Source organism: Streptomyces sp. H27-H1 (assembly GCF_026627445.1).
Taxonomy (GTDB): domain Bacteria; phylum Actinomycetota; class Actinomycetes; order Streptomycetales; family Streptomycetaceae; genus Streptomyces.
Genome location: NZ_JAPNLJ010000031.1, coordinates 16813 through 40435 on the forward strand (window position 1 = coordinate 16813; position 23623 = coordinate 40435).

Below are 23623 nucleotides of genomic sequence, written 5' to 3' on the forward strand. Positions count from 1 at the left end.
GGGAGCGGGGCTGATTCGATACTCCGGCCCAGAGCCCCACCTCCACCGAACCGCTGCCCGCGCGGGCGGAGGCGGTGGTTCCGCAGCACGTCCCATCCCGTCGAAAGGCCCCGCCGCCGGGCCCCCGCGAGGTCCCCGCGCGAGCAGTGGCGCAAACGGTTCTCATCTGTCACCCGCATTGCTACGGTGCCCACTCCCTGACGACCAATCAGATTCCGGAGGCCCCGGCATGCGCGCATTCGTCGCCGCCGCCAGCGGTCTCGTCCTCGCGGCGCTCCTCGTCCTCGCCATCACGGCGACGGGGGCGCCGGAAGGCAAGACCTCACCGAAGCCCCTGCTCACCACCGCGCCCGCCGCGCCCGGAAAGTAGAGGAGGGCCCGGCCATGCGACGTAGAGCAAGCCTCGTCCTGCTAGCCGTAGCCGTGTTCTGCATAGCCCTCGCGCCGCTGCTGCGCTGGTACGCGTACCCGAGGCTCGCGAAGATCCCGCCGAACCAGTACCAAGAGGTGGTCCTGGAGGCGAAGGACGCGACCCTCCTCGACTACACCGCGGGCATGGAGCCCAAGAAGGTCGACAAGGTCACCATCGTCCAGACCCTGAAGGGGAACGTCGAGGCATCGAGGGAGATCGAGGCCAGCGCCGGCAAGGACGTGGTCGTCTGGGACACGCTGACCCACATCATGGGCCCGGACGGGAAGATGGTCTCCCAGATCCCCGAGCGCTACATCTTCGACGCCCACACCCAGGCCCCGGTGCACGCCACCGGCGAAGCGGTGGACGGGGACCCGGTCAGGCGCGAGGGCATCGAGTTCAAGTGGCCCTTCTTCACCGAGCCGCGCGACTACCTCTACTTCGACCAGCAGACCCGCAGCTCCTCGCCGATCCACTACGTCGGCCCGCGCACGTTCAAGGGCATGGACGTCTACTACTACGAGCAGATCATCCCCTGGACGAAGGTCTCGCTCCCGAAGAAGATGCCCATCGAGGGCATCGACCCGGCCACTTTCGAGCAGACCACCGGCACCTCCCTCTGGTACTCGACCAAGGCGATGTTCTGGGTCGACCCGGTGACCGGGGCCCCCGTCAACGCCGAGCAGGAGATCAAGCAGGAGATGCGCGGCGGTATCGCCGCCGGAGCACCCGACGGCAAGCTCACCGTCTTCGCCGGACACGTGAAGATGCGAGAGGACTACAGCGAATACACCGTCGACCTGGTCAAATCCAACCGGATCATGGTCCTCACCCTGCACACCTACGCCCCGATCGGCCTGGCGCTCTTCGGGCTCGCGCTCTTCGGGCTCGCGCTCTGGCTGGAAGCACGCGGCCGGCGCCCCCGGGAAGAGGAGCCGTTCAGCGCCTGAGCCTGGAGTTGGTGTGCCGGGTGGGCTCGGCGGTCGCAGGGTCCTCGGGCCACGGGTGCTTGGGATAGCGGCCGCGGAGCTCGGCGCGGACGGCGCGGTAGCCGCCCTGCCAGAAGGAAGCCAGGTCGGCCGTGACGGCGGCGGGACGGCCGGCGGGCGACAGGAGATGGACGAGTACGGGGACCCCCGCGACCCGGGGGGTCTGCGCCAGCCCGAACAGTTCCTGCAGCTTGACCGCCAGTACGGGCTGCCCGTGCTCGGCGGCGTAGTCGACGCGGATCCGGGAGCCGCTGGGCACCTCGATCCGCTCCGGCGCCAGCTCGTCGAGCCGGGCGGCCTGGCCGGTCGCCCAGGGCAGCAGCCTGTTCAGTGCCTGTCCGGCGTCGATCCGTGCCAGGTCGGTGCGGCGGCGGGCCCGCGACAGCTCGGGCTCCAGCCAGTCGTCGGCCCGCTCCAGCAGCTCCCGGTCCTCGGCCACGTCGGGCCAGGGCGCGCCCAGCGTGCGGTGCAGGAAGCCGAGCCGGTCCCGGAGCGCTCGCGAGTCCGGGGTCCAGCGCAGCAGGCCGAGTCCCTCGACGCGCAGTCCGTCGAGCAGGGCGGCCCTGACGAGGGCCCGGTCGGGGTCGCGCAGCGGCCGGGCGGCGAGCTCGATCGCGCCGAGCCGCTCCACGGAGCGGGAGACGAGGTCCCCGTCCTCCCAGTGCACCTCCTCGCCCGAGCGGAACAGGTGGCCGGCGGCCGTGCGGGCGGTGTCCTCGTCGATGAGGGCTCCGAGCCGGACGCGGGCGGACGCGGAGTGCGGGGGCCTGTCGGCGACGGCGACGGCGAGCCAGGGCGCGCTGCGCAGGCCCGATCCCTCGCCGAGCTCGGCTCCGGTCCCGGAGGCCATCAGGAAGGCCCCCTCGCCCTTGGCCTTCGCGACCCGCTCCGGGAACGCGAGCGCGGCCACGAGCCCGGCGGCGGCGTCGTCGGGGAGGGTGCTTTCCCCCGCCCCTCCCCTTCCCGAAACCTGGCTCTGCCCGGACCCGGCCCTCGAGCGGCGGGCCGGCTGAGAACCGGCCCCGCCGGCGTGTGCGGCGTGGGCGTCCTGCGGCGCAGCCCCCGCAGGGTCTCCTCCAGCGGCGGAGCGCTCCAGTCGCCTGGCCTCCGCGCGCCAGCGGGAGCCGTACGGGTCGCCGCCCGCGCGGGCCCGGCGCCAGGCGGCGGCCAGGTCGTCCCCGTACTCCCGGGGCGGCTCCTCGCTCAGCAGGGCCACCAGCTCCGCTGCCCGTCGGGGCCCCAGCGCGGCGCTGCCGTCGAGCAGCGCCCGGGCCAGCCGCGGGTGCAGGCCGAGCCGGGCCATGCGCAGCCCCCGCGGGGTCGGGCGTCCGGCCGGGGACAGCGCGCCCACCGCGAGCAGTACCTCCCGCGCGGCGGCCATCGCCCCGGCAGGCGGCGGGTCGAGCAGGGCCAGCCCCGTCGCGTCCGGGTCGCCCCAGCAGGCGGCCTGGAGGGCGAACTGGGCCAGGTCCGCGATCCGGATCTCGGGGGCGGGGTAGGCGGTCAGCCGCCCGTCCTCCGCCTCGGCCCAGCAGCGGTACACCGTGCCCGGGGCCTCGCGCCCGGCCCGGCCCGCGCGCTGGCGGCCGGCCGCACGGGACGCCCGTACGGTGGCCAGCGCTCCCAGGCCCCGGGCGTGGTCGACCCGGGGTTCGCGGGCCAGCCCCGAGTCCACGACGATCCGTACCCCGGGCACGGTCAGGCTGGATTCCGCGACGGCGGTGGAGAGGATGACCCGGCGGTGCGGCGCGGGGGCCAGCGCGGCGTCCTGGACGGAGGCCGGGGCGCGGCCGTGTATCTGGAGGACCTCCACGCCGGCCGCGCCGAGCTGCCCGGCGACCCGGGCGATCTCACCGACGCCGGGCAGGAAGCAGAGGACGTCGCCGGAACGTTCCGCCAGCGCCCGCCGCACCACCGAGGCCACGTGCGTCAGCTGCGCCGGATCCACCCGCATCCCGTGCGGCGGCCGCACCGGGCGGGCCGGCGGAGCCCAGACGGTCTCCACCGGGTAGGAGATGCCGGCGGCCTCCACCACCGGGGCGCCGCCCAGCACCCGGGCCCAGCCGGCCGCGTCCGTGGTCGCCGAGGCCGCGAGGAGCCGCAGCTCCGGGCGCAGGGTTTCCCGTACGTCCAGGAGGAAGGCGGCGACCGTGTCAGCGTCCAGGTGCCGTTCGTGGCACTCGTCCAGGATCACCAGGTCGGTGCCGGAGAGCTCCTGGTCGCGCTGGAGCCGCTGGAGCAGTACCCCGGTGGTGACCACCTCGATCACGGTGGACGGTCCGACGACCCGCTCCCCGCGCACGGTGAAGCCCACCGAGGCGCCGACCTGCTCGCCGAGCAGCCAGGCCATCCGCCGGGCCGCTGCACGGGCTGCGATCCGGCGGGGTTCGGCAACCACGATCCGGCGACGCGGCCCGCTCGCCGATCCACTGCCCGCCGGCCCCACCAGTCCCGCCAGTACTAGGGGCACCAGCGTGGTCTTACCGGTGCCGGGAGGGGCGCAGAGCACGGCGGCCCCGTGGTCATCGAGCGCCGAGACGAGTGCGGGCAGGGCTTCCCGTACGGGAAGGGAGTCGAGGTCGGCCGTACGGATCACGCGTTCAGTCCCGCTCGCACACGAAGATCGCCGTACCGGGGATGAGGTTTCCGCGCAGCGGGGACCAGCCGCCCCACTCCTGGCTGTTCCAGGCGGGCCACTCGGGCTCGACCAGGTCGACGAGGCGGAAACCGCCCGCCACCACGTCCCGTACCCGGTCGCCGAGGGTGCGGTGGTGCTCCACGTAGACGGCGGCGCCCTGCTCGTCCTGCTCGACATAAGGGGTTCGGTCGAAGTAGGAGGCGGCCACGGACAGCCCCTCGGGACCCGGCTCGTCGGGGAAGGACCAGCGGATGGGGTGGGTGACGGAAAAGACCCAGCGGCCGCCCGGGCGCAGGACGCGTCGCACCTCGCGCATGACGTTCGCGGGATCGGCGACGAAGGGGACGGCGCCGTAGGCGGAGCAGGCGAGGTCGAAGGAGCCGTCGCGGAAGGGCAGCCGGCCGGCGTCGGCCTCGACGAGGGGCAGGCCCTCGCCGATCCGCAGGGCGTGCTGGAGCTGGCGGTGCGAGAGGTCCAGGGCCACGGGGCGAGCGCCCTGGGCGGCCAGCCAGCGCGAGCACTGGGCGGCGCCGGCGCCGATCTCCAGGACGTCCTTGCCCTTGAGGGAGGCGACGGGGCCGAGGAGGGCCGCGTCCGCCTCGTCCAGGCCTTCGGGGCCCCAGACGAAGCGGTCGTCGCCGAGGAACGCCCCGTGGTCGCTCTGGTACTCGTCGGCGTTGCGGTCCCACCAGCCGCGACTCGCCCGGCTGCTCTCCGCTTCCCCCGCGTCACGCCGCGTGGCCTCTGAGTCGTCCTCGGCGGCCGAGTCGGCTTCGTAGCCTTCTTCGGTGGCGCAGTCCTCTTGGTTCATGGGGCCCGTCGTCGTAGTCTGCGAATGTCTGCGGAAAGCGGGCGGGAAGGGCCATCGGCGCCTGCCCGCCCACTAATTGTGCCGGTTGTGTGGCGATCCGCCCGGGGTGTGCGCCTTCGCGCATTGACCCTGTCCGGCTGCCCCCGTATGCTACAAGTTGCGCTGCGAGCCTGTGCTCCTCAGACCTAGCAGGCTGCGCTTGCATCTGTTGATGACCCTCGGTTTTCGAGGCCCCCACCCCGCATTTCGCGGAACTGGGGCTTCCTTGGCTGTCCGGCTTCTTCGGCAGATGCCGATAAGGGCTCCCGGCGTAGCAGTACCTACGACTTTCTGTCCGTAACCGGAGCCCTTACCCACATGACGAGCAGCACCGAGACCACCGCCACCACTCCGCAGGTTGCGGTCAACGACATCGGTGACGAGGCAGCGTTCCTCGCCGCGATCGACGAGACGATCAAGTACTTCAACGACGGCGACATCGTCGACGGCGTCATCGTGAAGGTGGACCGGGACGAGGTTCTCCTCGACATCGGTTACAAGACCGAGGGCGTCATCCCGAGCCGCGAGCTCTCGATCAAGCACGATGTCGACCCGAACGATGTCGTCAAGGTCGGCGACGAGATCGAGGCTCTTGTTCTCCAGAAGGAGGACAAGGAAGGCCGTCTCATCCTGTCCAAGAAGCGCGCGCAGTACGAGCGCGCCTGGGGCACGATCGAGAAGATCAAGGAAGAAGACGGCATCGTCACCGGTACCGTCATCGAGGTCGTCAAGGGTGGACTCATCCTCGACATCGGCCTCCGCGGCTTCCTGCCGGCCTCCCTCGTCGAGATGCGTCGCGTCCGCGACCTCCAGCCCTACGTGGGCAAGGAGCTCGAGGCGAAGATCATCGAGCTGGACAAGAACCGCAACAACGTGGTCCTGTCCCGCCGCGCCTGGCTCGAGCAGACCCAGTCCGAGGTTCGCCAGACGTTCCTCACCACCCTGCAGAAGGGTCAGGTCCGCTCCGGCGTCGTTTCCTCGATCGTCAACTTCGGTGCCTTCGTGGACCTGGGTGGCGTCGACGGTCTCGTACACGTCTCCGAGCTGTCCTGGAAGCACATCGACCACCCGTCCGAGGTTGTCGAGGTCGGCCAGGAAGTCACCGTCGAGGTTCTCGACGTCGACATGGACCGCGAGCGTGTCTCCCTGTCGCTGAAGGCGACGCAGGAAGACCCGTGGCAGCAGTTCGCCCGGACGCACCAGATCGGTCAGGTCGTCCCGGGTAAGGTCACCAAGCTGGTTCCGTTCGGTGCGTTCGTCCGTGTGGACGAGGGCATCGAGGGTCTGGTCCACATCTCCGAGCTGGCCGAGCGCCACGTGGAGATCCCGGAGCAGGTCGTCCAGGTCAACGACGAGATCTTCGTCAAGGTCATCGACATCGACCTTGAGCGTCGCCGGATCTCGCTGTCGCTGAAGCAGGCCAACGAGTCCTTCGGTGCCGACCCGGCGTCGGTCGAGTTCGACCCGACCCTGTACGGCATGGCCGCGTCGTACGACGACCAGGGCAACTACATCTACCCCGAGGGCTTCGACCCCGAGACCAACGACTGGCTCGAGGGCTTCGACAAGCAGCGCGAGGTCTGGGAGGGCCAGTACGCCGAGGCGCAGACGCGCTTCGAGCAGCACCAGGCCCAGGTCATCAAGAGCCGCGAGGCCGACGAGGCCGCCGCTGCCGAGGGTGCGGCCGCTCCGGCCGCCGGTGGCAGCAGCAGCAGCAGCGCTGGTGCGGGCATCTCGGGTGGTTCGTACTCCTCCGAGGGTGCGGACGAGACCTCTGGCGCCCTGGCGTCGGACGAGGCCCTGGCCGCGCTCCGCGAGAAGCTGGCCGGCGGCCAGAGCTGATCGCAGCAGCCCGGGCACACACCGCGCCTCGCGTACGGTGTGAGCTGAGCTGAAGTTCCACGGTAAGGCCCGTCCCCTCAGGGGGGCGGGCCTTACCGCGTTGTACGGGTTCCGCTTTCGCGGGGGGTGTGTTCGCGTGAATACCGCCAACTGGGGAATGGTCACGGCTCCTTGGATGTTCTTGCCAGGGAACGCGGCGGAGGAGGAGTGGTGGCGGTGCTTGATCCACAGGGTTTGTACGAATGGGACGCCAAGGGCCTGGCGGTGGCCGACCTGGCGCTGGCCCAGGACTCGGCCGGGCTGGTCATGCTCTACCACTTCGAGGGGTACATCGACGCGGGCGAAACCGGTGAGCAGATCGTCGAGCGGCTGCTCGACACGCTGCCCCACCAAGTCGTGGCCCGCTTCGACGCGGACCGCCTGGTGGACTACCGGGCGCGCCGTCCGCTGCTGACCTTCCAGCGCGACCACTGGACGGAGTTCGAGGAGCCCCTCCTCGAAGTACGCCTCGTCCAGGACGCCACGGGTGCCCCCTTCCTGCTGCTGTCCGGCCCCGAGCCGGACGTGGAGTGGGAGCGCTTCTGCGTCGCCGTCCAGCAGGTCGTCGAACGTCTGGGAGTGCGTCTCTCCGTCAATTTCCACGGCATCCCCATGGGCGTCCCGCACACCCGGCCCGTCGGGATCACCCCGCACGGCAACCGCACCGACCTCATGCCGGGACACCGCAGCCCCTTCGACGAGGCGCAGGTTCCGGGCAGCGCCGAGTCGCTGGTGGAGTTCCGCCTCGGCCAGGCCGGGCACGACGTGCTGGGCGTCGCCGCCCACGTACCGCACTACGTCGCGCGCTCGCCGTATCCCGACGCCGCGCTGACCGCCCTCGAGGCGATCACCGCCGCGACGGGGCTGGTCCTGCCGTCGGTCGCGCACGCGCTGCGCACCGAGGCGCACCGGACGCAGACGGAGATCGACCGGCAGATCCGGGAGGGCGACGAGGAGCTGGTCAGCCTGGTGCAGGGGCTGGAGCACCAGTACGACGCGGCGGCCGGCGCCGAGAGCCGGGGCAACATGATGGCGGAACCCGCGGAGATTCCGTCGGCGGACGAGATCGGCCTCGAGTTCGAGCGGTTCCTCGCGGAGCGCGAGGGCGAGGGCTGAGGACCCGCCTCCCCTCGGGGGGCTGTACGGGCCCCAGGGCGCGGGAGCTAGTCTGCCGGGCATGTTGAAAGTTGGCCTGACAGGCGGAATCGGCGCCGGCAAGAGCGAGGTCTCGCGGCTGCTGGCGGGGTACGGGGCGGTCGTCGTGGACGCCGACCGGATCGCGCGGGAAGTCGTGGAGCCGGGTACGCCCGGGCTCGCGGCGGTGGTGTCGGCCTTCGGGGAGTCCGTACTGACTCCGCAGGGCGGGCTGGACCGGCCGAAGCTGGGGTCGATCGTGTTCGCCGACGCGGCGAAGCTGCGGATCCTCAACGGCATCGTGCACCCGCTGGTCGGAGCCCGGTCCGCCGAGCTGGAAGCCGCCGCGGGGACCGACGCGATCGTGGTGCACGACGTACCGCTGCTCGCGGAGAACGGGCTCGCGACGCTGTACGACCTGGTCGTCGTGGTGGACGCGGCGCCCGCGACCCAGTTGGCGCGGCTCACGGGGCTGCGGGGCATGGCGGAGTCGGAGGCCCGGGCCCGGATGGCCGCGCAGGCCACGCGGGAACAACGGCTGGCCGTGGCCACCCTCGTGATCGACAACGACGGGCCGCTGGAGGCGCTGGAGCCGCAGGTGCGCAAGGTGTGGGAGGAGCTCACGGAGCGAGCGGCGGGCGGCGGGGCCTGACGAGTTTGCGTGAGGTGTCGCCCGGGGCGCGTAGCGCGTGAGGTGTGGCCTGTGACGCGTGGCTCGTGATGGCGGACCTGTGCCGCATGACCCGTGCTGCGTGGCCTGTGCCGTATTACCCGCGCTGCGTGGCCTGTGCCGCACGACCCGTGCTGCGTGACGTGTTCACGGAATAGCGGACGGTGCGCGGGGCGTTGAACGCGCTTGTAGAGGGAAGGATCAGACCGTGTCCGACACCACGCCGCAGCTCCCGCCTCCGTCGCGGTCCTCGTCGCCCGAGACGCACGTCATCGACTACCGGGCCGCGGAGCAGCTCCTTGCCGCGCGTGACCCGCGCGGTGCGGTGAAGCTGCTCGACTCGGTCATAGCCGCCCACCCGGAGAACACGGCGGCCCGGCTGCTGCGTGCCCGAGCCTTCTTCGCCGCTGCCCAACTGCGTCCGGCGGAGCTGGAGTTCGAGATCGTTCTGGAGCGGGAGCCGGACAACGCGTTCGTCCACTTCGCGCTGGCCCGCACCCACGAGCGCGCCGGACGGCCGGAGCGGGCCCGCAAGCACTTCCGCCTCGCGGCGGCCCTCGACCCCCAGCCGGACTACCTGGCGGCGGCCCGCTTCGAGAAGTAGCCGGCCCGGACGCCGGAAGACCGACGCCCTATCGGCCCGGGGGGTCGTACGGGGGGACGTCGCGGCCCGGCTGGTAGTGCGGGCCCTGGTGGATGCGGTGGAGCACCACACCCAGGTCCACGGCCGCGAGCACCGCGACGGCGGCGCAGGCCGCCGCCCAGCCGGGCCGGGCGGCGAGCGAGAACGCCGCCGCCCCGGCGCCGGACCAGAGCAGACCCCACAGGCTCAGCCAGAAGCGCAGCCGCAGCGCGCTGCGGGCGGTCACCGGCTCGTTTCCGGTTCGCATGGCCATCGCCGCCTCGACGTCGTCGCCCACCCCGGCTTCCCCGTCCCCTCCATGGTCCCACCGGGGGCCTGACGTGTCAGGGGTTGAGCTTGTTCACGGCCTTCACGGTCGTCTTCTTGAAGGCCGGGACGGGCCCGTCGGCCAGGTACCCCATCTGCCCCCACGTCACGAACGTCACGGTGGAGCCGTCGCGCCCGATGCCGTACAGGTGCACGCCGGGCTCGGACTCCGGCATGGAGGTGTGCACTCCGTAGACGTGCGCGCCTTCCTCGACGGCGACCTTCCCGTAGTCCTGCCAGGAGGCCGTACCGCCCGGGGTCCTGCGCAGCCAGTCGGCGGCGCAGGCCGCCACCTTGCGCTCCAGGGCCGCGGCGAGCTTGGTGGCCGCGGCGTCGGAGGAAGTGCGTACCGACACCTGTACGGCGCCCGTGTCGAACTCGGTGGAGAAGACGCGGTGCCAGCTCCCGGTGGCCGGCAGTGCGCCTTCCGCGCAGAACGGCGCGAACTCGGGCAGCCCCTTGGTGACCTTCCCGGAGTACCAGGCGGAGGAGGGGTGCGGGGGCAGGTCGGTGCCGCCCAGGAATCCGGGCGCGGTGACGGCGGCCGTGGAGGTGGTGGAGGCGGCGAGTACGAGGGCGGTGGCGGCGGCCGCGGTGGCCGCCAGGACGGCGGTGGTCCGGTTGGCTCGATTGGTCCGGGCGGTCCGGGCGGTGCGTCGGAACATGGTCGGTTCTCCCCGTGTCGGTCTGTGCGGTGGTGTGTCGCTAGAAGGCTGTACCCCGCCTCGGGCCCGGGCCGACCGTTCGGGACGAACTCGGGACAATGGAACGGTCGTACGCACCGTCAGCTGCGGGAACATCGTTGGCATGGAACGGAAGTCCGGGACGGGGAGATCGGCCGAGGCGCAGGTGTTCGCGCGGTCGATGGGGGAACTGAAGGAACGGAGCGGGCGGAGCTACGGCGCACTCGCACGGGTGCTCCACCTGAGTACGTCGACCCTGCACCGGCACTGCAGCGGTGAGGCGCTGCCCGCGGAGTTCGCGGTGGTGGACCGCTTCGCGCGGGCCTGCGGGGCGACGCCGGCGGAGGCGGTGGAACTGCACCGGGCCTGGCTGCTGGCGGACGCGCGGCGGCGGGCGGTCGTGGTGGTGGAGCCGGTGGAGACTCCGGCGGCGGCCGGGGGAGACGGGCCGGACCCGGAGGAGGCGGAGGTGGCGGCTGCGGATCCCGATGTTCCGGGTCCGGCCGCGGCGCGCCGGTCCGGTCGCCGCCTGCTGCTGACCGGGGCGGCGGTGGCCGCGGTCGTGGCCCTCGGGGTGGGTGGCGGATGGCTTGCGCAGGCGGGTCCGGACCGGCGGGCGCCCCAGGCCGGGTCGACGGCGGCATCCACGGCCACGGCCACGGGGACAGGGGTGGAGCCCGGGCCGACGGCGCCGGAGTCCGGGCCGGGGGAGACGGCAGCGACAGGGTCTTCGGCTGCGCCGGCGGAGACCGGCCCGGTGGCGGGCGCGCCGACCGGAGCGACGGCCGCGGCTTCGGGGCCGGCAGCTTCGGGGCCGGCGACTTCGGCGGGCCCCTCTTCCGCCTCCCCGCCGCTGCGTGCGGCTGTCCGGTCGCACGTGTGGGCGGCGGGCTGCGACCACGCGTACCTCGCCGAGCCGGCTCCTTCGGCGGTGCCCCCGCCGCCGGTGGAGGCGGACGCGCCCGCGTGGGCGGCGGCGCGCAGGGCCGTCCACGCGGGGACCCAGATCGTGGAGGTCACGCTGCTGGGCACGGGTCCGGACCCGGTGGTTCTGGAAGCCATGGAGGTACGGGTGACCGGGCGGCGCTCCCCGCTGCCGTGGAACGTCTACGAGATGTCGCAGGGCTGCGGCGGAGGGCTCACCCCGGCCGGGTTCGCGGTCAATCTGGACGCACCGCGCCCGCTGGCCCGCCCTGTGGCCGGCAACGACGAGGGGGAGGCGATCAAGGCCCCGGCCTTCCCGCTCCGGGTCTCGGCCGCCGAACCGGCCGTCCTGCGGGTCGAGGCGAGGAGCACGGGATGTGACTGCGACTGGTACCTGGACCTCCGCTGGAGCGGCCCCGCCGGCTCCGGGACCCTCCGCCTCGACGAGAACGGCCGGCCCTGGCGCATCTCGGCCGCCTCCTCGGACCGTCCGGTCTACGGCTACGCCAACGAGCGGGGCCGCTGGGCCCGCTGAACGGTCCGCTGAACCGCGGGATCCCCGGATCCCCGGATCCCCGGAGGCCCGGGGGCCCGGGGGCCGGACCTCCGGGGATTCCGAACCATCGGACTTCCGTGCTTCCGTGCCCTCGGGCTTGTGGACCTCCGGGAAACGCGCAGCTCAACCGCATTGTCAGTGCTCCCGCCTAGACTCGACGGCAGACGGGATCCGTCTGACCGCGAAGGTGACGACGAGGACCGCGAGGACCGCGAAGGGGGGACACGATGGGCACGCCGACTACGGGGCGTGCACCGGCGCAGCCGCCCGTGCACGCCTCCGCTTCCGCCCTGCCGAGGCACGCCGCCGTGTTCCTCCCCGCCGCGGTGCCCCGCGAGAGCCGCATCGCCTTCTGGGCCCCCGACGGGGACGCCCTGCCCGCCGAAGGCACCCCGGCCACGCTCCAGGTGGTGCGCCCCCATGGCGAGGGAATCCGTACCCGTACCGTGCCCGCCGTCACGCTGACGGTCACCGGCGCCCTGCCCGTGCTCGTCCGGGCGGTCCGCGGGCCCGCCGCCCATCCCGCGACCCGCGCCTGGGGGACCGCTGCCGTCCAGGCGCTCGCCCTCGTCGCCCGGGGCCGTCTGCTGCCGGGGCTGACCCCCGACGGCGTCGACGCCTGGCGGGCGGGGCCCCTTGACGCACAGGACATCGGGTATCTGCGCGCGGTCGCCGCCGCCCTGCCCCCGGAGGGGTATGCCACCCCGCTCGCCGGAAGCCGTCCGCTCCACCTGCCCGAACCGGAGGCACTGGTCAGGGCGTTCCTCGACGCCGTCGCCGACAGCTTGCCCCGGACACCCGCCGCGTCCTTCGCCGCGGGCCGGCCGTTCGCCGCCCGTGAGCCGCAGCAGGTCCCGGGGATACGGGACTGGGCCGCGCAGGTCGCCTCGGGCGCGGACACCGGGGTCGGGATCTCGCTCCGCCTCGACCTGTCCTCCTTCCGCCTCTTCGACGAGGCCGAGGGCGGGGCGGGACACGGGGAAGAGGTGCGCCGTGCCGGGGCCGCCGTCGTGCAGGTGCACAGCCTCGCCGACCCGACCCTGGTCACGGACGCCGCCGTGCTCTGGGCGGGCGCCGCCGCGGCCGGCTTCGGACCCCGCGCCCGGATCGACGCCGTACTCGCGCTGCGCCGGGCGGCCCGTGTCTGGCCGCCGCTGCTGCGGCTGCTGGACCAGCCGGTCCCCGATGTCCTGGCCCTCTCCGACTCCGAGCTCGAAGACCTGCTGGGCCGGGCCGCGACCCGGCTGGCGGAGGCCGGAGTCCTGGTCCACTGGCCGCGCGACCTGGCTCGTACGCTTCAGGCGACCGCTGTCGTACGGTCCACCGCGCCCGGTTCCGCCACGGACGGCACCGCCTTCTTCGACGCCGAACACCTCTTCGCCTTCTCCTGGGAACTGGCACTCGGCGGGGACCGGCTCACCCCGGGTGAGATGGACGCGCTCGCGCAGGCCCACCGGCCCGTGGTGCGGCTGCGCGACCAGTGGGTGCGGGTCGATCCGGAGCTGGTGCGCAAGGCACGCAAGCGGGAGCTGGGTCTGCTGGACCCGGTGGACGCGCTGGCCGCCGTACTCTCGGGGACGGCCGAGGTCGAAGGGGAGCCGGTGGCGGCGGTGCCCGTGGGGGCGCTGGCCGCCCTGCGGGACCGGCTGACCGGGGAGCTGGCCCCGCTGCCCCAGCCCGCCGGGCTGAAGGCCACCCTGCGCGACTACCAGGCCCGCGGCCTGGCCTGGCTGGACCTGATGACCTCGCTCGGACTCGGGGGCTGCCTCGCCGACGACATGGGCCTCGGCAAGACGGTCCAGGTGATCGCGCTCCACTTGCACCGCGAGCACCCCGAGCCGACGTTGGTGGTCTGCCCGGCCTCGCTGCTCGGCAACTGGCAGCGGGAGATCGAGAAGTTCGCCCCCGGCACACCCGTACGCCGCTTCCACGGCGCCGGCCGCAGCCTCGAAGGACTGGCCGGGGGATTCGTCCTCACCACTTACGGAACCATGCGCGCCGGCGCGGCCCGGCTGGCCGAACAGCCCTGGGGCATGGTCGTCGCCGACGAGGCCCAGCACGTCAAGAACCCGTACTCGGCGACCGCGAAGGCCCTGCGTACGATCCCGGCGCCCGCGCGGGTGGCGCTGACCGGCACCCCGGTGGAGAACAACCTCTCCGAACTGTGGGCGCTCCTCGACTGGACCACTCCCGGACTGCTCGGCCCGCTCACCGCGTTCCGGGCCCGGCACGCCCGGCCCGTGGAACACCAGACGGAGGAGGACGGGGGCAACGAGGCCGCGGTCGCCCGACTGGCCGCGCTGGTAAGGCCGTTCCTGCTGCGCCGCAAGAAGTCCGATCCCGGGATCGCGCCCGAATTGCCGCCGAAGACGGAGACCGACCACCCCGTGTCCCTCACCCGTGAGCAGGCCTCCCTCTACCAGGCGGCGGTCGACGAGGCGATGGCCGTTATCGGCGCGAGCGAGGGCATCGAGCGACGCGGCATGATCATGAAACTGCTGGCCTCGCTCAAGCAGATCTGCAACCACCCCGCCCAGTACCTGAAGGAAGAGGAGCCGCGGATCGCGAACCGGTCGGGGAAGCTGGCCCTCCTCGACGAGCTGCTCGACACGATCCTGGCCGAGGGCGGCTCGGTCCTGGTGTTCTCGCAGTACGTGACGATGGCCCGGCTCCTCGAACGCCACCTCGCCGCACGCGGCATCGCCTCCCAACTGCTCCACGGAGGCACGCCCGTGCCCCGCCGCGAGGAACTCGTGGACCGCTTCCAGGCCGGCGAAGTACCCGTGTTCCTGCTCTCCCTCAAAGCAGCGGGCACCGGCCTCAACCTCACCCGCGCCGCCCACGTCATCCACTACGACCGCTGGTGGAACCCCGCCGTCGAAGAACAGGCCACCGACCGCGCCTACCGCATCGGCCAGACCCAGCCCGTCCAAGTCCACCGCATCATCGCCGAAGGCACCGTCGAAGACCGGATCGCCGAAATGCTCGAGGCCAAGCGCGCCCTGGCCGACGCCGTGCTCGGCTCCGGGGAGACGGCGCTCACCGAGCTCACCGACCGCGAGCTGGCCGATCTCGTCTCCCTGCGCAGGCCCGGATGATCACCGCGAGGGACGACCGCCGCCGCACCTTCGAGAGCGTGCCTCCCGGGGTGGAGGCCGTCAGCTGGTGGGGCCGGGCCTGGGTGTCCGCCCTGGAGTCGGTGGCCCGCGACGGAGCCCGGCTCACCCGGGGACGGGCGTACGCGGCCGAGGGCCACGTCGACGCCGTCACCATCACGCCCGGCCGGATCGTGGCCTACGTACGGGGCAGCCGGCCGCGCCCGTACCGCACCGAACTGTCCCTGCCCGCCTTCTCGGACACCGAGTGGAGCGAGCTGCTGGAGTCGGTGGTGGCCGATCCGACGGCGCTCGCCGCACTGCTGGAGCGGGAGGTCCCGGAGTCCCTCGCCGAGTCCGTCCTGCCCGGTGCGGGAGAGCTCGTGCCGCGCTGCTCCTGCCCGGACGTCACGCTCCCGCCCTGCAAACACGCAGCGGCCCTCTGCTACCGCGCGGCCCGCCTCCTGGACACCGACCCCTTCGTCCTGCTCCTGCTGCGCGGCCGCGGTGAGCGTGAGCTGCTGGAGGAACTCACCCGCCGAAACGCCGCGCACGCCGCGCGCGAACAGCCCGATGAGGCACCGGACTTCCCCGGGGTGCCGGCCCGTGCGGCGCTCGCCCGCGCCGTCCTGCCGCCGTTGCCCGCTCCGCTCAGGGCGCCCACCGCCGTCGGACTGCCGCCCGCGTATCCGGCGGACCCGGCCGCCCCGGACCCGCTCGCCCTGGACCAGCTCGCCGGGGACGCGGCCGCCCGCGCCCTGGCACTCCTGACCACCGCCGAGGACCCCATCGGCGGCCTCTCCCTCTGGCAGGACGCCGTCCGGCTGGCCTCGGCGCACGCCACGGCCGGGCTGACCGGGGCCGCCCGCACCCTCTACCGTGATCTGGCCCGCGCCACGGGGCGCAGCACCACCGACCTGGCCCGGGGTGCGGCCGCCTGGCGGCAGGGCGCCCTGCCGGCCCTGCTCGCCCTCGAAGAGCCCTGGGACCCGCCGGCCGGCCCCTTCGACCGGGCCCGCCCGGCCCTCCTCGCCGCCGTCCAGGGCTCGTTCCGCCCCGACCGAAACCGCCTCACGAGCTCCAACCGCCAGCTCCGCCTCGGCCGCGACGCCCTCTGGTACGCCTACGAGAACCGCCTGGGCGACGACGACTGGTGGCCCAAGGGCCGCCCTTCCCCGGACCCGGTCACGGCCCTGCTGGGCTGATCCCGGCCGCCCAGCGGTCGAGGGTGGTGAAGTCCTGCGGGCGCAGGCCGTGGCGGGGGTGGATGCGCAGGAGGAGGGCCGGGGCCGGGTGGTGGGCGGCGACCCAGGCGCGGTCCCGGGGGGTGATCATGTCGTCGACCCAGGCGAAGGGGCGGCCGGCCGCCCAGTCGAGGAGGGGGCGGGTCTTCCAGGAGAGACCGTCGGGGTCGCGGGCGAACAGCTCCGGCCATTCGATGACGGGAAGATCGGCGGGTAGTCCGATGTGCGGGGCGATCATCGTGTTGGCCTCGTGCATCCAGGTCGTGGCCCAGGTGAGTTCGTAGGGCAGGGCCAGCAGGCGGGCGCCGTGGGCCGGGTGCAGGCGCACCCGCAGGCCGCGCCTGGCGCGGCGGGATTCCGGCGCGCGGTAGGACAGCCAGACCGTGGGACGCATCCGGTGGCTGGTGTAGCCGCGCAGACCTGCGAGGCGGGACCGGAACGGGTTGAGGGGGCCGTCCACGTCGAGGAGGAGCAGCGGGCGAGTCATGAAGTAGGGATTACCCAGTACACGATGGAGTGAAATGCATACCGGCGCTATAACCCGAACGGGGTTACGGCGTTGTTTCCGGTACGGGTGCGATGCCCGTGGACCCCTCCGGAAGGCAGGAAAACTGATGCGTCAGAGTCGTCGGAATGGCTTGGTCGCGGCGGCAGTTGCGGGAGGTGGGCTGGCGGTCGCGGGGATGAGCGGCTTCGCCTACGCGGATACGCAGGCGGACGGTCAGGCGGAACGTTCGCCGGGGGTGCTCGCGGGGAACCTGCTGCAACTGCCGGTGAACACACCGGTGAACGTGTGCGGGAACACCGTGAGCGTGATCGGAGTGCTCAACTCGGCCACCGGGAACCGATGTACCAACGCGGCCCAGGGTGGAGGGCATCCGGGGCAGCCCGGTCATGCCGGGTCGCGGCCCTCGAAACCCGGCGCCGGAAGCGGTGCGGGGAACGGCGGCCGGAGCGGGAACGGTGGAAACAGCGGAACCGGCGGGCACGGCCGGGGTGCGTTCGCCGACGGGCGCGGAAAGGATTCCCCGGGGCTCCTGTCCGGCAACGGGATCCAGCTCCCCATCGAGGTGCCGGTGAACATCAGCGGCAATGCGGTGAGCGTCGTCGGCGTCGGCAACCCCTCCGCGGGCAACACTTCCGTCAACGGCTCGACCCCGGTCGTCGGCAAGCCCGTCCAGCCGCCCGTCCAGCCGCCCGTCACCGTACGGCCCGTCACCCCGCCGGCCCCGGCCCCGGCCCCGGCCCCGGCCCCGGCCCCGGCCCCGAACCACCCCTCGGCGCTCGCCCACACCGGGGCCGAGGGCGTCGGCTACCTGCTGCCCGGTGGTGGCGTCCTGCTGCTCGGCGGAGTGCTGCTCTACCGCCGGTTCCGGCTCAACTAGCCTGCTCCGACGCGTCGGAGACCGCCCGCCAGCCGTCCAGGACCGCGTCGATCCGGGGAGCCAGCCGGGCCCGGGCCGCGAACCGGGGTACGCCCCCCATCAGCAGGGCGTCGTAATCGGTGTCGAGGTGCCGCACCGCCGCCCGTACCGCCGCGTACACGGCCGGCGGGTCCAGGGCCCGGCCGGCCGCGCTGCGGCCCACCCGGCCGCTGCCGCGCACCGCGGCGTGTGCGGCGATGGCCTGGGCCCGGCCGGCGGGGCAGCCGGGGAACAGGCGCAGGATCTCGGCGGCGAAAGCCGCCGTGAACCGGGTGTCCTCGGCCGCGCGGCGCAGCCGGTCGCGCTCCCGTCGGCGGGCCCGCGCCTCGGCGTCCGCCAGGCAGGCCCGCTCGGCGCGGGCGAGGGCGGCGTCCTCGACGAGGATCCCCAGCCGTTCGTAGCGGCGGCGGCGCCGGTGGAAGCGGACGACGACGGCGGACAGCGAACTGGCCTCGTGGGCGCGGCGGGTGAGGGCCGTGTCACCGCGCGGCAGGTAGACGAGGTGTCCGAGGTCGGCGCAGTCCAGGCAGCGGGGGACGCCGGCCTCGCGGACGAGGTGGCGCAGCGGACCCTGCCTGCACTCGGCGCACTGGATCTGCTTGCTCGACTCGAAAACGACCAGGCTCATGCCGAAGTGATACCGCCGATCGATCCGTATATCACCTTGTACGTTCGGGTAGTTGCAGTTTCACAGATCCTTCCCGGACCTCATGATGTCCTCCTACCGTGAGTCGAGTGGGCCTCGGCTGGTCCATGGAGGAGGCAGATATGGCTGGAAGACAGGCGACGGTCGGTCGCCCGGGAGCTGCGGGCCGGCGTCCGAAAACGGAGCTGGCCTCCGACCTCGTGGCGAGAGAGGTCGCCATAGCACCGGGCGGCTGCACCGGCTGGCACTACCACCGGGTTCCGCTGATAGCGGTGGTCAAATCCGGCACCCTGACCCGGATCCTGCACGACGGCACGGTCGAGGTGCATCACACCGGCACCACCTTCGTCGAACCGGCCGGCCGCCGCCACATCCACGTCGGCCGCAACCTCGGCGCCGTGCCCGTCGTGCTCTGCGTGACCGCAGCCATAGCCGAGGGCGACCCCTTCGCCCTGCCCGCAGAGGCGCCGCCCGGGGCCACGCCGTGTGCGTGCCCCACACGTACTCGGTGAACCGGCCGCGGGCCCGCGCGAACCGGCTCAGACGAGTCGGCGGATCTCCCCGCGCACCCGGTAGAAGCCTCCGGACGCCGGGTGCAGCCCGTCCACCACGTACCGGGCGCCCGGCTCCCGTATGCCGCGCGGGAACTGCACGTTCCACGAGGGCTCGAACCCGCCCGACACCACCTGTACGCGCATCCGCTGGCCTTGCTGGACGCACTCCACGACCACACCGCCCGCGGGCATCGACGTCACCGACACCGTCGCCACCGCGGCGGGGGTGGCTGCCGGGGTGAAGACGGGCAGGGCGGCAGCCGACTTCACGTCCACGGCCGTCGGAACCGACCCCTCCCGGGCGGCCGCGATCGCGGCCTCGCTCGCGTCCACACACACCAGCGAACCGTCCGTGGTCACCAGGTAGAGCCGCTCGTCCAGATACTGCATGGACAGCGCGGACCCGCTCCCGGTGCCCAGCTTCCACAGCCGCCGCCCGTCGGCGTCGAAGCAGTACACCGACGACGCGAGGTCACCGGCGAAGACGTGCCGGCCGTCCGGCGAGGTCGCGCACGAGTAGACCGCCGCGTCGCACCGGTACGAGGCCTCCAGCGCGCCCGTCGCCTTCGACAGCCGCTCCACGGTGTTGCGGCCGGTACCCGCGTACACCGCGTGGTCCTCCTGCCAGCCGAACAGCACCGACCCGTTGGTCTGCGTATGCCACAACTCCCGCCCGCCGTCCGGCGCGTAGGCCGTAACCCCCTTGCTGTGCCCGTGGTAGACCGCCCGCTCGTCCGCCCGTACCATCCACGCGTTCGTCCCGGGCGAGCGGCGCGACCACTGGAACTCGTCCTCGTGGTCGATGACGGTCAGCCCGCCGTTGCGGTCGGAGACGTTCAGCACGCCCTCGCGGATGTCGAGCCAGAAGATGTCCACGTCGGCCGCGATGTCGTACGCCCCGAACGGCACCTTCGAGGACAGGTCGTACACCGTGCCGTCGTCACAGCCCGCGTAGATCCAGAACTCGTCCGCCACCAGGCACTTCACCCCGTCCGGCAGCGAGTACCGGGCCAGCACCTCACCGCCGTGGCTCAGCGTGTAGACGTCTCCGGCCTGATTGCCGACCCAGCAGCGGTCCTCGTCCACGTGGATCCCGAAGGCGGAGGACCCGGTACGGAACCGCCACAGGACCGGGGCCACGGCGCGAGCGGTGGACGGGGCCGAGGTCACCTGGCGGCGCGTCACCGAGCGGGCGGCGCGGACTCCCGGCACCGCGGGGGCGTAACCCTTGCGGACCTTCTCCCCGACCTTCTTGGCGGCGGCCGCCCGAGCCTTCTCGATGGTCGGGAAGGAGGAGTTCTGCAGCTGGCCGTCCGCGCCGATGCGCCCGTACCGCACCGAGACGGCGGTGCCGTCGACGGTCACCTCGTAGAACTTGTGGGCACCGCCGTCCTCCTGAGACAGCTCCAGATACGTCGTCTCCCGAGCCATGACAGACCCCTCCCCAAAGCCGGGCCGCCGGCCCCCTGTGCGCCGGTGATCCCTCCTGAAAAACGTTAGGGGCCACCACTGACAATGGGCTGGTGCAGCTGGAAGCGATCACATGGCAGCGGATGGCCGAGCGTCTCGCCGGTCACCTCGACAACGGCCCGGAAGACGGATGGCGGCGGGTGGGCATCGACGGGGCGCCCGCCGCCCGCACCGGGGTGCTCGCGGCGGAGCTCGCCGACGCGCTGCGGCTGCGCGGGCGTTCGGTCCTGGTGGTGGCGGCCGAGGGTTTCCTGCGCCCGGCTTCCCTGCGTTTCGAGTTCGGTCGCGAGGACGTCGACGCCTACCTCGAAGGCTGGTACGACACGGCGGCGCTCTGGCGCGAGGTGTTCGGCCCGACCGACCCCGACGGCACCGGCCGGGTGCTGCCCGACCTGTGGGATCCGGCCACCGACCGGGCGACCCGCAGCCCCTACGCCCAACTCCCGCCCGGCGGCGTGCTCATCGTGCACGGCCCGCTGCTGCTGGGCCACTGGTTCCCCTTCGACCTCAGCGTCCACATCGGTCTCTCCCCGGGCGCGCTCGCCCGCCGTACCGAGGAATCCGCCCGATGGACCCTCCCCGCGTTCGCGCGCTACGAGGCCGACACCGGCCCGGCGGACCGCGCCGACGCCCTGGTCCGGGCCGACGATCCGCGCCACCCGGCCTGGACGGGCCTGCGCGGCGGGCGGTCCGGCTGATTCCGCGGCCGCGGCGGGTCCCCCTGCGTGCCCCCGGGCCGTCACGGAGGTCCGGGAACGGCAACAGGGGGATTCCGGCACGGTGACGATCGGTTCCGGCCATCGATCCGGCCGGAACCGCGCGCTACGTTGGCGGCACGCTTCGACGGCGGCCACCCCGGTGGCGCCTTGGCAGAGGGAGAAGGCAATGCGCGCACACGGCATGGCGGTTCGGGACGCGAGACGGACGCGCGCACAAGCGGCGCTCACCGCGCTGGCCCTGTGCGGGACCCTGGCCCTGACGGCTTGCAACGGTGAAGACGAGGCCGGCGCCGCGGGAACCCCCGCGAGCCCCGCCACCAGCGCGGCGGCCACGGGGACCGCCTCGCCGTCGGCCCCGCAGTCCTCGGCTCCCACGAAGAAGCCGGCTCCGAGCGCCACTTCGGCCGCCACCCCGACCGCCACACCGGCGGGCACGAAGAAGGCGCCGGCGCCCGGTTCCACCTGCGACCACAAGATGCCGATCTCGCCCGACGAGGTCGCCGTCAACCGCTACACCCCCGAGGGCGGCGTCCACAGCCTGATCATCAAGCACGGCAACTGGGGCTGCGCCGCCCCAGGCGCGGACGCCGCCCCCTTCGAGACGACGGGCAAGGAGACCTACCTCAACATCGCCGACGACGCCAGGATCACGGCCGTCACCCCCATCGTCGCGAGCACCGTGAGCCAGCCGATCACGCTGCAGCAGCTCATCGACTGGCTGATCGCCCACCCCAACCAGGGCCGCGTCTTCCGCTACCACCTGGACGGCACGGGCGTCATCGACTCGCTCGACCAGCAGTACACCTCCTGAGGCGCACGCCCTGACGGCGCTCCTATACGGCCGCTCTCCCTAAGGCCGTCCGCCCAGCCGGGTCACCGCCAGCGCCGCCGCCCGGCAGCCGGCCCCCGCGGCCCACGCCGTGCCCGCTCCCGCCAGCCGGGCCGCGAGGAAGGCGCCGGTGAAGGCGTCCCCGGCGCCCGTGGAATCCACCGCCTCGGCGCTCTCCGCCGCGACCTCGGCCGTCACCCGGCCGTCCTCGGCGATGAGCGCCCCGGCTCCGCCCCGGGTGACCACCACGAGCGCCACCCGCCGGCTCAGTTCCGCCGCCGCCCGTGCGACGCCGGCCGCCCCGGCCGGCCCGTGCACCTCCGCGAGCAGCAGTGCCTCGTCCTCGTTCGGCAGCAGTACGCCGGCCCCCGCCGCGGCGGCCAGGAAGCGCTCCGGACCCAGTGCCGCCAGGAACCCCGCCGACGCGGGATCCACGCTCACCGGTACGTTCCGGGCGCGGGCGTCCCGTAGCGCGACCAGGGCCAGTTCCCGGCTGCTGTCAGCGAAGAACAGGTAGCCCGACAGATGGAGATGGGAAACCCCGTCCAGCATCCCGGGCTCCCAGTCGGCGGGGGAGAGCCGCAGCGAGGCCCCGCTGTCGGTCAGGAAGGTCCGCTCCGCGTCCTTGCCGACCAGCGCGACCACCGTCCCGGTCGGCTCGGCGGGATCGATCACCAGCCTGGGCCGTACCCCGGCGTCCAGCAGCGCCCGCTCGTGCCACCGGGCCGATTCGCCGCCGACCCGCGCGAGGAGGCGTACCTCCAGGTCGCCCGAACGGGCCGCCCAGCACGCCGCGTTGGCCCCCGCGCCGCCCGGCATGGTACGGATCCGGGCAGGGGTGTCGGTACCGGGAGCCAGTGGCTCCGCGTGCACCGCCACGACATCCGTCACCACGTCCCCGACGACCAGCAGCGCCCCCCGCCCGGCGGGAGCGGCCGGTGCGGCGGTCACTGCCGCGCCGCCCAGGCCCGCGCGATCCCGGCCCCGAGGCGCACGTTGCCCCGTACCGCCGCGAGGTTGGCCTCCAGGGAGGCGCCGCCCGTGGCGCGCACGAGGAACCCCAGCAGGAACGGTGTCACCGCCTGCCCCGTGATGCCCCGCTCCCGGCACTCCGACAGCGCCTCGGCCAGGACCCGGTCGTGCAGCTCCGGATCGAGCTGCTGCGACCGCGCCACCGGGTTGGCCACGATCAGCGCCGACTCCGCTCCCGCGAGCAGGTCCTGAGCGGCCATCACGGCTGCCACCTCCTCCGGCCGGTGCACCGTCCAGTCCACCGGCTCTCCGGAATCGGCCAGGTAGAACCCGGGGAAACGATCCGTCCCGTACCCGAGGACCGCCACCCCCAGCGTCTCCAGCCGCTGCAGCGTCGCGGGCACGTCCAGGATCGACTTCACCCCCGCGCAGACCACGGTGATCCGAGTCCGCGACAGCAGCGCCAGGTCCGCCGACTCGTCCTGCGACCGCGTCCAGTCCCGGTGTACGCCGCCCAGCCCGCCCGTGGCGAAGACCCGCAGCCCCGCCCGCGCGGCGAGGAAGGCCGTGGCCGAGACCGTCGTCGCGCCCGTCGCCCCGGTGGCGAGGGCGGGCGCCAGATCCCGGTGGCCGAGCTTGCGCACGCCCTCACCCCCGGCGATCCGCTCCAGCCGGGCCTTGTCCAGCCCGGCGTACGCGACCCCGTCGATCACCGCGATCGTCGCCGGAACGGCTCCCTCCGCCCGGACCAGCTCCTCGAGTTCCCGGCCCACCGCCAGATTGCGGGGGCGGGGCAGACCGTGGGCGAGGATCGTCGACTCCAGCGCCACCACGGGCTGCCGGCGTTCGAGCGCCTCGCGCACCTCCTCCGACAGGACCGGGACCGGGCCCCCGGCCGCGGCGGGGGCCGCGAAGGAGGAAGACGCCGTGCGCTCAGATGCTGTGTGCTGCGACATGTCCCCATCCCTGGCACACGATCCGGGA

General features: G+C 73.3%; 22 protein-coding genes. 13 read left to right on the forward strand and 9 right to left on the reverse strand.

Annotated elements, in window-relative coordinates:
• The first annotated feature begins 229 nt into the window (after positions 1 to 229).
• On the forward strand, positions 230 to 370 hold the full coding sequence (locus OTB20_RS28070) for an SPW_0924 family protein (protein WP_267821647.1): 141 nt from the start codon (positions 230 to 232) through the stop codon (positions 368 to 370).
• Between the two features lie 14 nt (positions 371 to 384).
• A complete protein-coding gene (locus tag OTB20_RS28075; RefSeq protein ID WP_267821650.1) occupies positions 385 to 1362 on the forward strand; it encodes a DUF3068 domain-containing protein in 978 nt (325 codons plus the stop codon).
• On the opposite strand, the gene hrpB is transcribed toward OTB20_RS28075, so the two are convergent.
• Together hrpB and OTB20_RS28085 are read right to left on the reverse strand one after the other, a co-directional pair.
• The gene (gene hrpB / locus OTB20_RS28080; RefSeq protein WP_267821652.1) at positions 1352 to 3997 is read right to left on the reverse strand and encodes an ATP-dependent helicase HrpB; all 2646 of its coding nucleotides are present in this window, start codon (positions 3995 to 3997) and stop codon (positions 1352 to 1354) included. The two genes, OTB20_RS28075 and hrpB, sit on opposite strands and share 11 nt — an antisense overlap.
• A 4-nt stretch (positions 3998 to 4001) precedes the next feature.
• Complete coding sequence (locus OTB20_RS28085) at positions 4002 to 4850, reverse strand: class I SAM-dependent methyltransferase (RefSeq protein ID WP_267821656.1); 849 nt, start codon at positions 4848 to 4850, stop codon at positions 4002 to 4004.
• Positions 4851 to 5207: 357 nt separating this feature from the next.
• On the opposite strand from OTB20_RS28085, the gene rpsA reads away from it, so the two are divergent.
• From rpsA to OTB20_RS28105, 4 genes are all read left to right on the forward strand, one after another.
• Entirely contained in the window at positions 5208 to 6731 is a 1524-nt protein-coding gene (rpsA, locus tag OTB20_RS28090; RefSeq protein ID WP_267754968.1) for a 30S ribosomal protein S1, read from the forward strand.
• A 216-nt stretch (positions 6732 to 6947) separates the two neighbouring features.
• Positions 6948 to 7886, forward strand: coding sequence for a PAC2 family protein (locus tag OTB20_RS28095; RefSeq protein WP_267754965.1), 939 nt, complete (start codon positions 6948 to 6950; stop codon positions 7884 to 7886).
• A gap of 61 nt (positions 7887 to 7947) precedes the next feature.
• On the forward strand, positions 7948 to 8556 hold the full coding sequence (gene coaE / locus OTB20_RS28100) for a dephospho-CoA kinase (protein ID WP_267821659.1): 609 nt from the start codon (positions 7948 to 7950) through the stop codon (positions 8554 to 8556).
• A gap of 226 nt (positions 8557 to 8782) precedes the next feature.
• Complete coding sequence (locus OTB20_RS28105; protein WP_267821662.1) at positions 8783 to 9178, forward strand: tetratricopeptide repeat protein; 396 nt, start codon at positions 8783 to 8785, stop codon at positions 9176 to 9178.
• Between the two features lie 28 nt (positions 9179 to 9206).
• On the opposite strand, the gene OTB20_RS28110 is transcribed toward OTB20_RS28105, so the two are convergent.
• Both OTB20_RS28110 and OTB20_RS28115 read right to left on the reverse strand, forming a co-directional pair.
• Positions 9207 to 9464, reverse strand: coding sequence for a DUF6343 family protein (locus OTB20_RS28110; protein WP_267755116.1), 258 nt, complete (start codon positions 9462 to 9464; stop codon positions 9207 to 9209).
• Positions 9465 to 9540: 76 nt separating this feature from the next.
• A complete protein-coding gene (locus OTB20_RS28115; RefSeq protein WP_267821664.1) occupies positions 9541 to 10188 on the reverse strand; it encodes a hypothetical protein in 648 nt (215 codons plus the stop codon).
• A 142-nt stretch (positions 10189 to 10330) separates the two neighbouring features.
• Between OTB20_RS28115 and OTB20_RS28120 the strand changes: the two genes are divergently transcribed.
• From OTB20_RS28120 to OTB20_RS28130, 3 genes are all read left to right on the forward strand, one after another.
• The gene (locus tag OTB20_RS28120; RefSeq protein ID WP_267821667.1) at positions 10331 to 11665 is read left to right on the forward strand and encodes a helix-turn-helix domain-containing protein; all 1335 of its coding nucleotides are present in this window, start codon (positions 10331 to 10333) and stop codon (positions 11663 to 11665) included.
• A 248-nt stretch (positions 11666 to 11913) separates the two neighbouring features.
• A complete protein-coding gene (locus OTB20_RS28125; RefSeq protein ID WP_267821669.1) occupies positions 11914 to 14784 on the forward strand; it encodes a DEAD/DEAH box helicase in 2871 nt (956 codons plus the stop codon).
• Positions 14781 to 15986, forward strand: a complete 1206-nt coding sequence (locus tag OTB20_RS28130; protein WP_267821671.1) for an SWIM zinc finger family protein — start codon at positions 14781 to 14783, stop codon at positions 15984 to 15986. The genes OTB20_RS28125 and OTB20_RS28130 overlap by 4 nt, the downstream gene beginning before the upstream one ends.
• On the opposite strand, the gene OTB20_RS28135 is transcribed toward OTB20_RS28130, so the two are convergent.
• A complete protein-coding gene (locus OTB20_RS28135) occupies positions 15967 to 16512 on the reverse strand; it encodes a hypothetical protein (protein ID WP_267821673.1) in 546 nt (181 codons plus the stop codon). The genes OTB20_RS28130 and OTB20_RS28135 overlap by 20 nt on opposite strands.
• A gap of 196 nt (positions 16513 to 16708) precedes the next feature.
• Between OTB20_RS28135 and OTB20_RS28140 the strand changes: the two genes are divergently transcribed.
• Positions 16709 to 17410, forward strand: a complete 702-nt coding sequence (locus OTB20_RS28140) for a chaplin (RefSeq protein WP_324290423.1) — start codon at positions 16709 to 16711, stop codon at positions 17408 to 17410.
• Here OTB20_RS28140 and OTB20_RS28145 read toward each other — a convergent pair.
• A complete protein-coding gene (locus tag OTB20_RS28145) occupies positions 17403 to 18077 on the reverse strand; it encodes a DUF2293 domain-containing protein (RefSeq protein ID WP_267821677.1) in 675 nt (224 codons plus the stop codon). The genes OTB20_RS28140 and OTB20_RS28145 overlap by 8 nt on opposite strands.
• Positions 18078 to 18217: 140 nt before the next feature.
• On the opposite strand from OTB20_RS28145, the gene OTB20_RS28150 reads away from it, so the two are divergent.
• Complete coding sequence (locus OTB20_RS28150; RefSeq protein WP_267821679.1) at positions 18218 to 18607, forward strand: cupin domain-containing protein; 390 nt, start codon at positions 18218 to 18220, stop codon at positions 18605 to 18607.
• Positions 18608 to 18634: 27 nt separating this feature from the next.
• On the opposite strand, the gene OTB20_RS28155 is transcribed toward OTB20_RS28150, so the two are convergent.
• Positions 18635 to 20080, reverse strand: coding sequence for a WGR domain-containing protein (locus tag OTB20_RS28155; protein ID WP_267754941.1), 1446 nt, complete (start codon positions 20078 to 20080; stop codon positions 18635 to 18637).
• Positions 20081 to 20172: 92 nt separating this feature from the next.
• Here OTB20_RS28155 and OTB20_RS28160 point away from each other — a divergent pair, with 92 nt between their 5' ends.
• Positions 20173 to 20817, forward strand: coding sequence for a uridine kinase (locus OTB20_RS28160; RefSeq protein ID WP_267821681.1), 645 nt, complete (start codon positions 20173 to 20175; stop codon positions 20815 to 20817).
• Between the two features lie 187 nt (positions 20818 to 21004).
• Complete coding sequence (locus tag OTB20_RS28165) at positions 21005 to 21649, forward strand: hypothetical protein (protein ID WP_267821683.1); 645 nt, start codon at positions 21005 to 21007, stop codon at positions 21647 to 21649.
• Between the two features lie 39 nt (positions 21650 to 21688).
• On the opposite strand, the gene OTB20_RS28170 is transcribed toward OTB20_RS28165, so the two are convergent.
• Positions 21689 to 22618 (reverse strand): carbohydrate kinase family protein, encoded by a 930-nt coding sequence (locus tag OTB20_RS28170; RefSeq protein ID WP_267821684.1) that lies wholly within the window; start codon positions 22616 to 22618, stop codon positions 21689 to 21691.
• Entirely contained in the window at positions 22615 to 23595 is a 981-nt protein-coding gene (locus OTB20_RS28175) for a pseudouridine-5'-phosphate glycosidase (RefSeq protein ID WP_267821686.1), read from the reverse strand. The genes OTB20_RS28170 and OTB20_RS28175 overlap by 4 nt, the downstream gene beginning before the upstream one ends.
• Positions 23596 to 23623: the final 28 nt, after the last annotated feature.

Excerpts from the sequence above, each read along its gene's own strand:
- OTB20_RS28070 (WP_267821647.1), top strand. The coding sequence starts at position 230 with ATGCGCGCATTCGTCGCCGCCGCCAGCGGTCTCGTCCTCGCGGCGCTC.
- OTB20_RS28075 (WP_267821650.1), top strand. The coding sequence starts at position 385 with ATGCGACGTAGAGCAAGCCTCGTCCTGCTAGCCGTAGCCGTGTTCTGC.
- OTB20_RS28085 (WP_267821656.1), bottom strand. The coding sequence starts at position 4,850 with ATGAACCAAGAGGACTGCGCCACCGAAGAAGGCTACGAAGCCGACTCG.
- rpsA (WP_267754968.1), top strand. The coding sequence starts at position 5,208 with ATGACGAGCAGCACCGAGACCACCGCCACCACTCCGCAGGTTGCGGTC.
- coaE (WP_267821659.1), top strand. The coding sequence starts at position 7,948 with ATGTTGAAAGTTGGCCTGACAGGCGGAATCGGCGCCGGCAAGAGCGAG.
- OTB20_RS28110 (WP_267755116.1), bottom strand. The coding sequence starts at position 9,464 with ATGCGAACCGGAAACGAGCCGGTGACCGCCCGCAGCGCGCTGCGGCTG.
- OTB20_RS28115 (WP_267821664.1), bottom strand. The coding sequence starts at position 10,188 with ATGTTCCGACGCACCGCCCGGACCGCCCGGACCAATCGAGCCAACCGG.
- OTB20_RS28120 (WP_267821667.1), top strand. The coding sequence starts at position 10,331 with ATGGAACGGAAGTCCGGGACGGGGAGATCGGCCGAGGCGCAGGTGTTC.
- OTB20_RS28125 (WP_267821669.1), top strand. The coding sequence starts at position 11,914 with ATGGGCACGCCGACTACGGGGCGTGCACCGGCGCAGCCGCCCGTGCAC.
- OTB20_RS28130 (WP_267821671.1), top strand. The coding sequence starts at position 14,781 with ATGATCACCGCGAGGGACGACCGCCGCCGCACCTTCGAGAGCGTGCCT.
- OTB20_RS28135 (WP_267821673.1), bottom strand. The coding sequence starts at position 16,512 with ATGACTCGCCCGCTGCTCCTCCTCGACGTGGACGGCCCCCTCAACCCG.
- OTB20_RS28140 (WP_324290423.1), top strand. The coding sequence starts at position 16,709 with ATGAGCGGCTTCGCCTACGCGGATACGCAGGCGGACGGTCAGGCGGAA.
- OTB20_RS28145 (WP_267821677.1), bottom strand. The coding sequence starts at position 18,077 with ATGAGCCTGGTCGTTTTCGAGTCGAGCAAGCAGATCCAGTGCGCCGAG.
- OTB20_RS28150 (WP_267821679.1), top strand. The coding sequence starts at position 18,218 with ATGGCTGGAAGACAGGCGACGGTCGGTCGCCCGGGAGCTGCGGGCCGG.
- OTB20_RS28155 (WP_267754941.1), bottom strand. The coding sequence starts at position 20,080 with ATGGCTCGGGAGACGACGTATCTGGAGCTGTCTCAGGAGGACGGCGGT.
- OTB20_RS28165 (WP_267821683.1), top strand. The coding sequence starts at position 21,005 with ATGCGCGCACACGGCATGGCGGTTCGGGACGCGAGACGGACGCGCGCA.
- OTB20_RS28175 (WP_267821686.1), bottom strand. The coding sequence starts at position 23,595 with ATGTCGCAGCACACAGCATCTGAGCGCACGGCGTCTTCCTCCTTCGCG.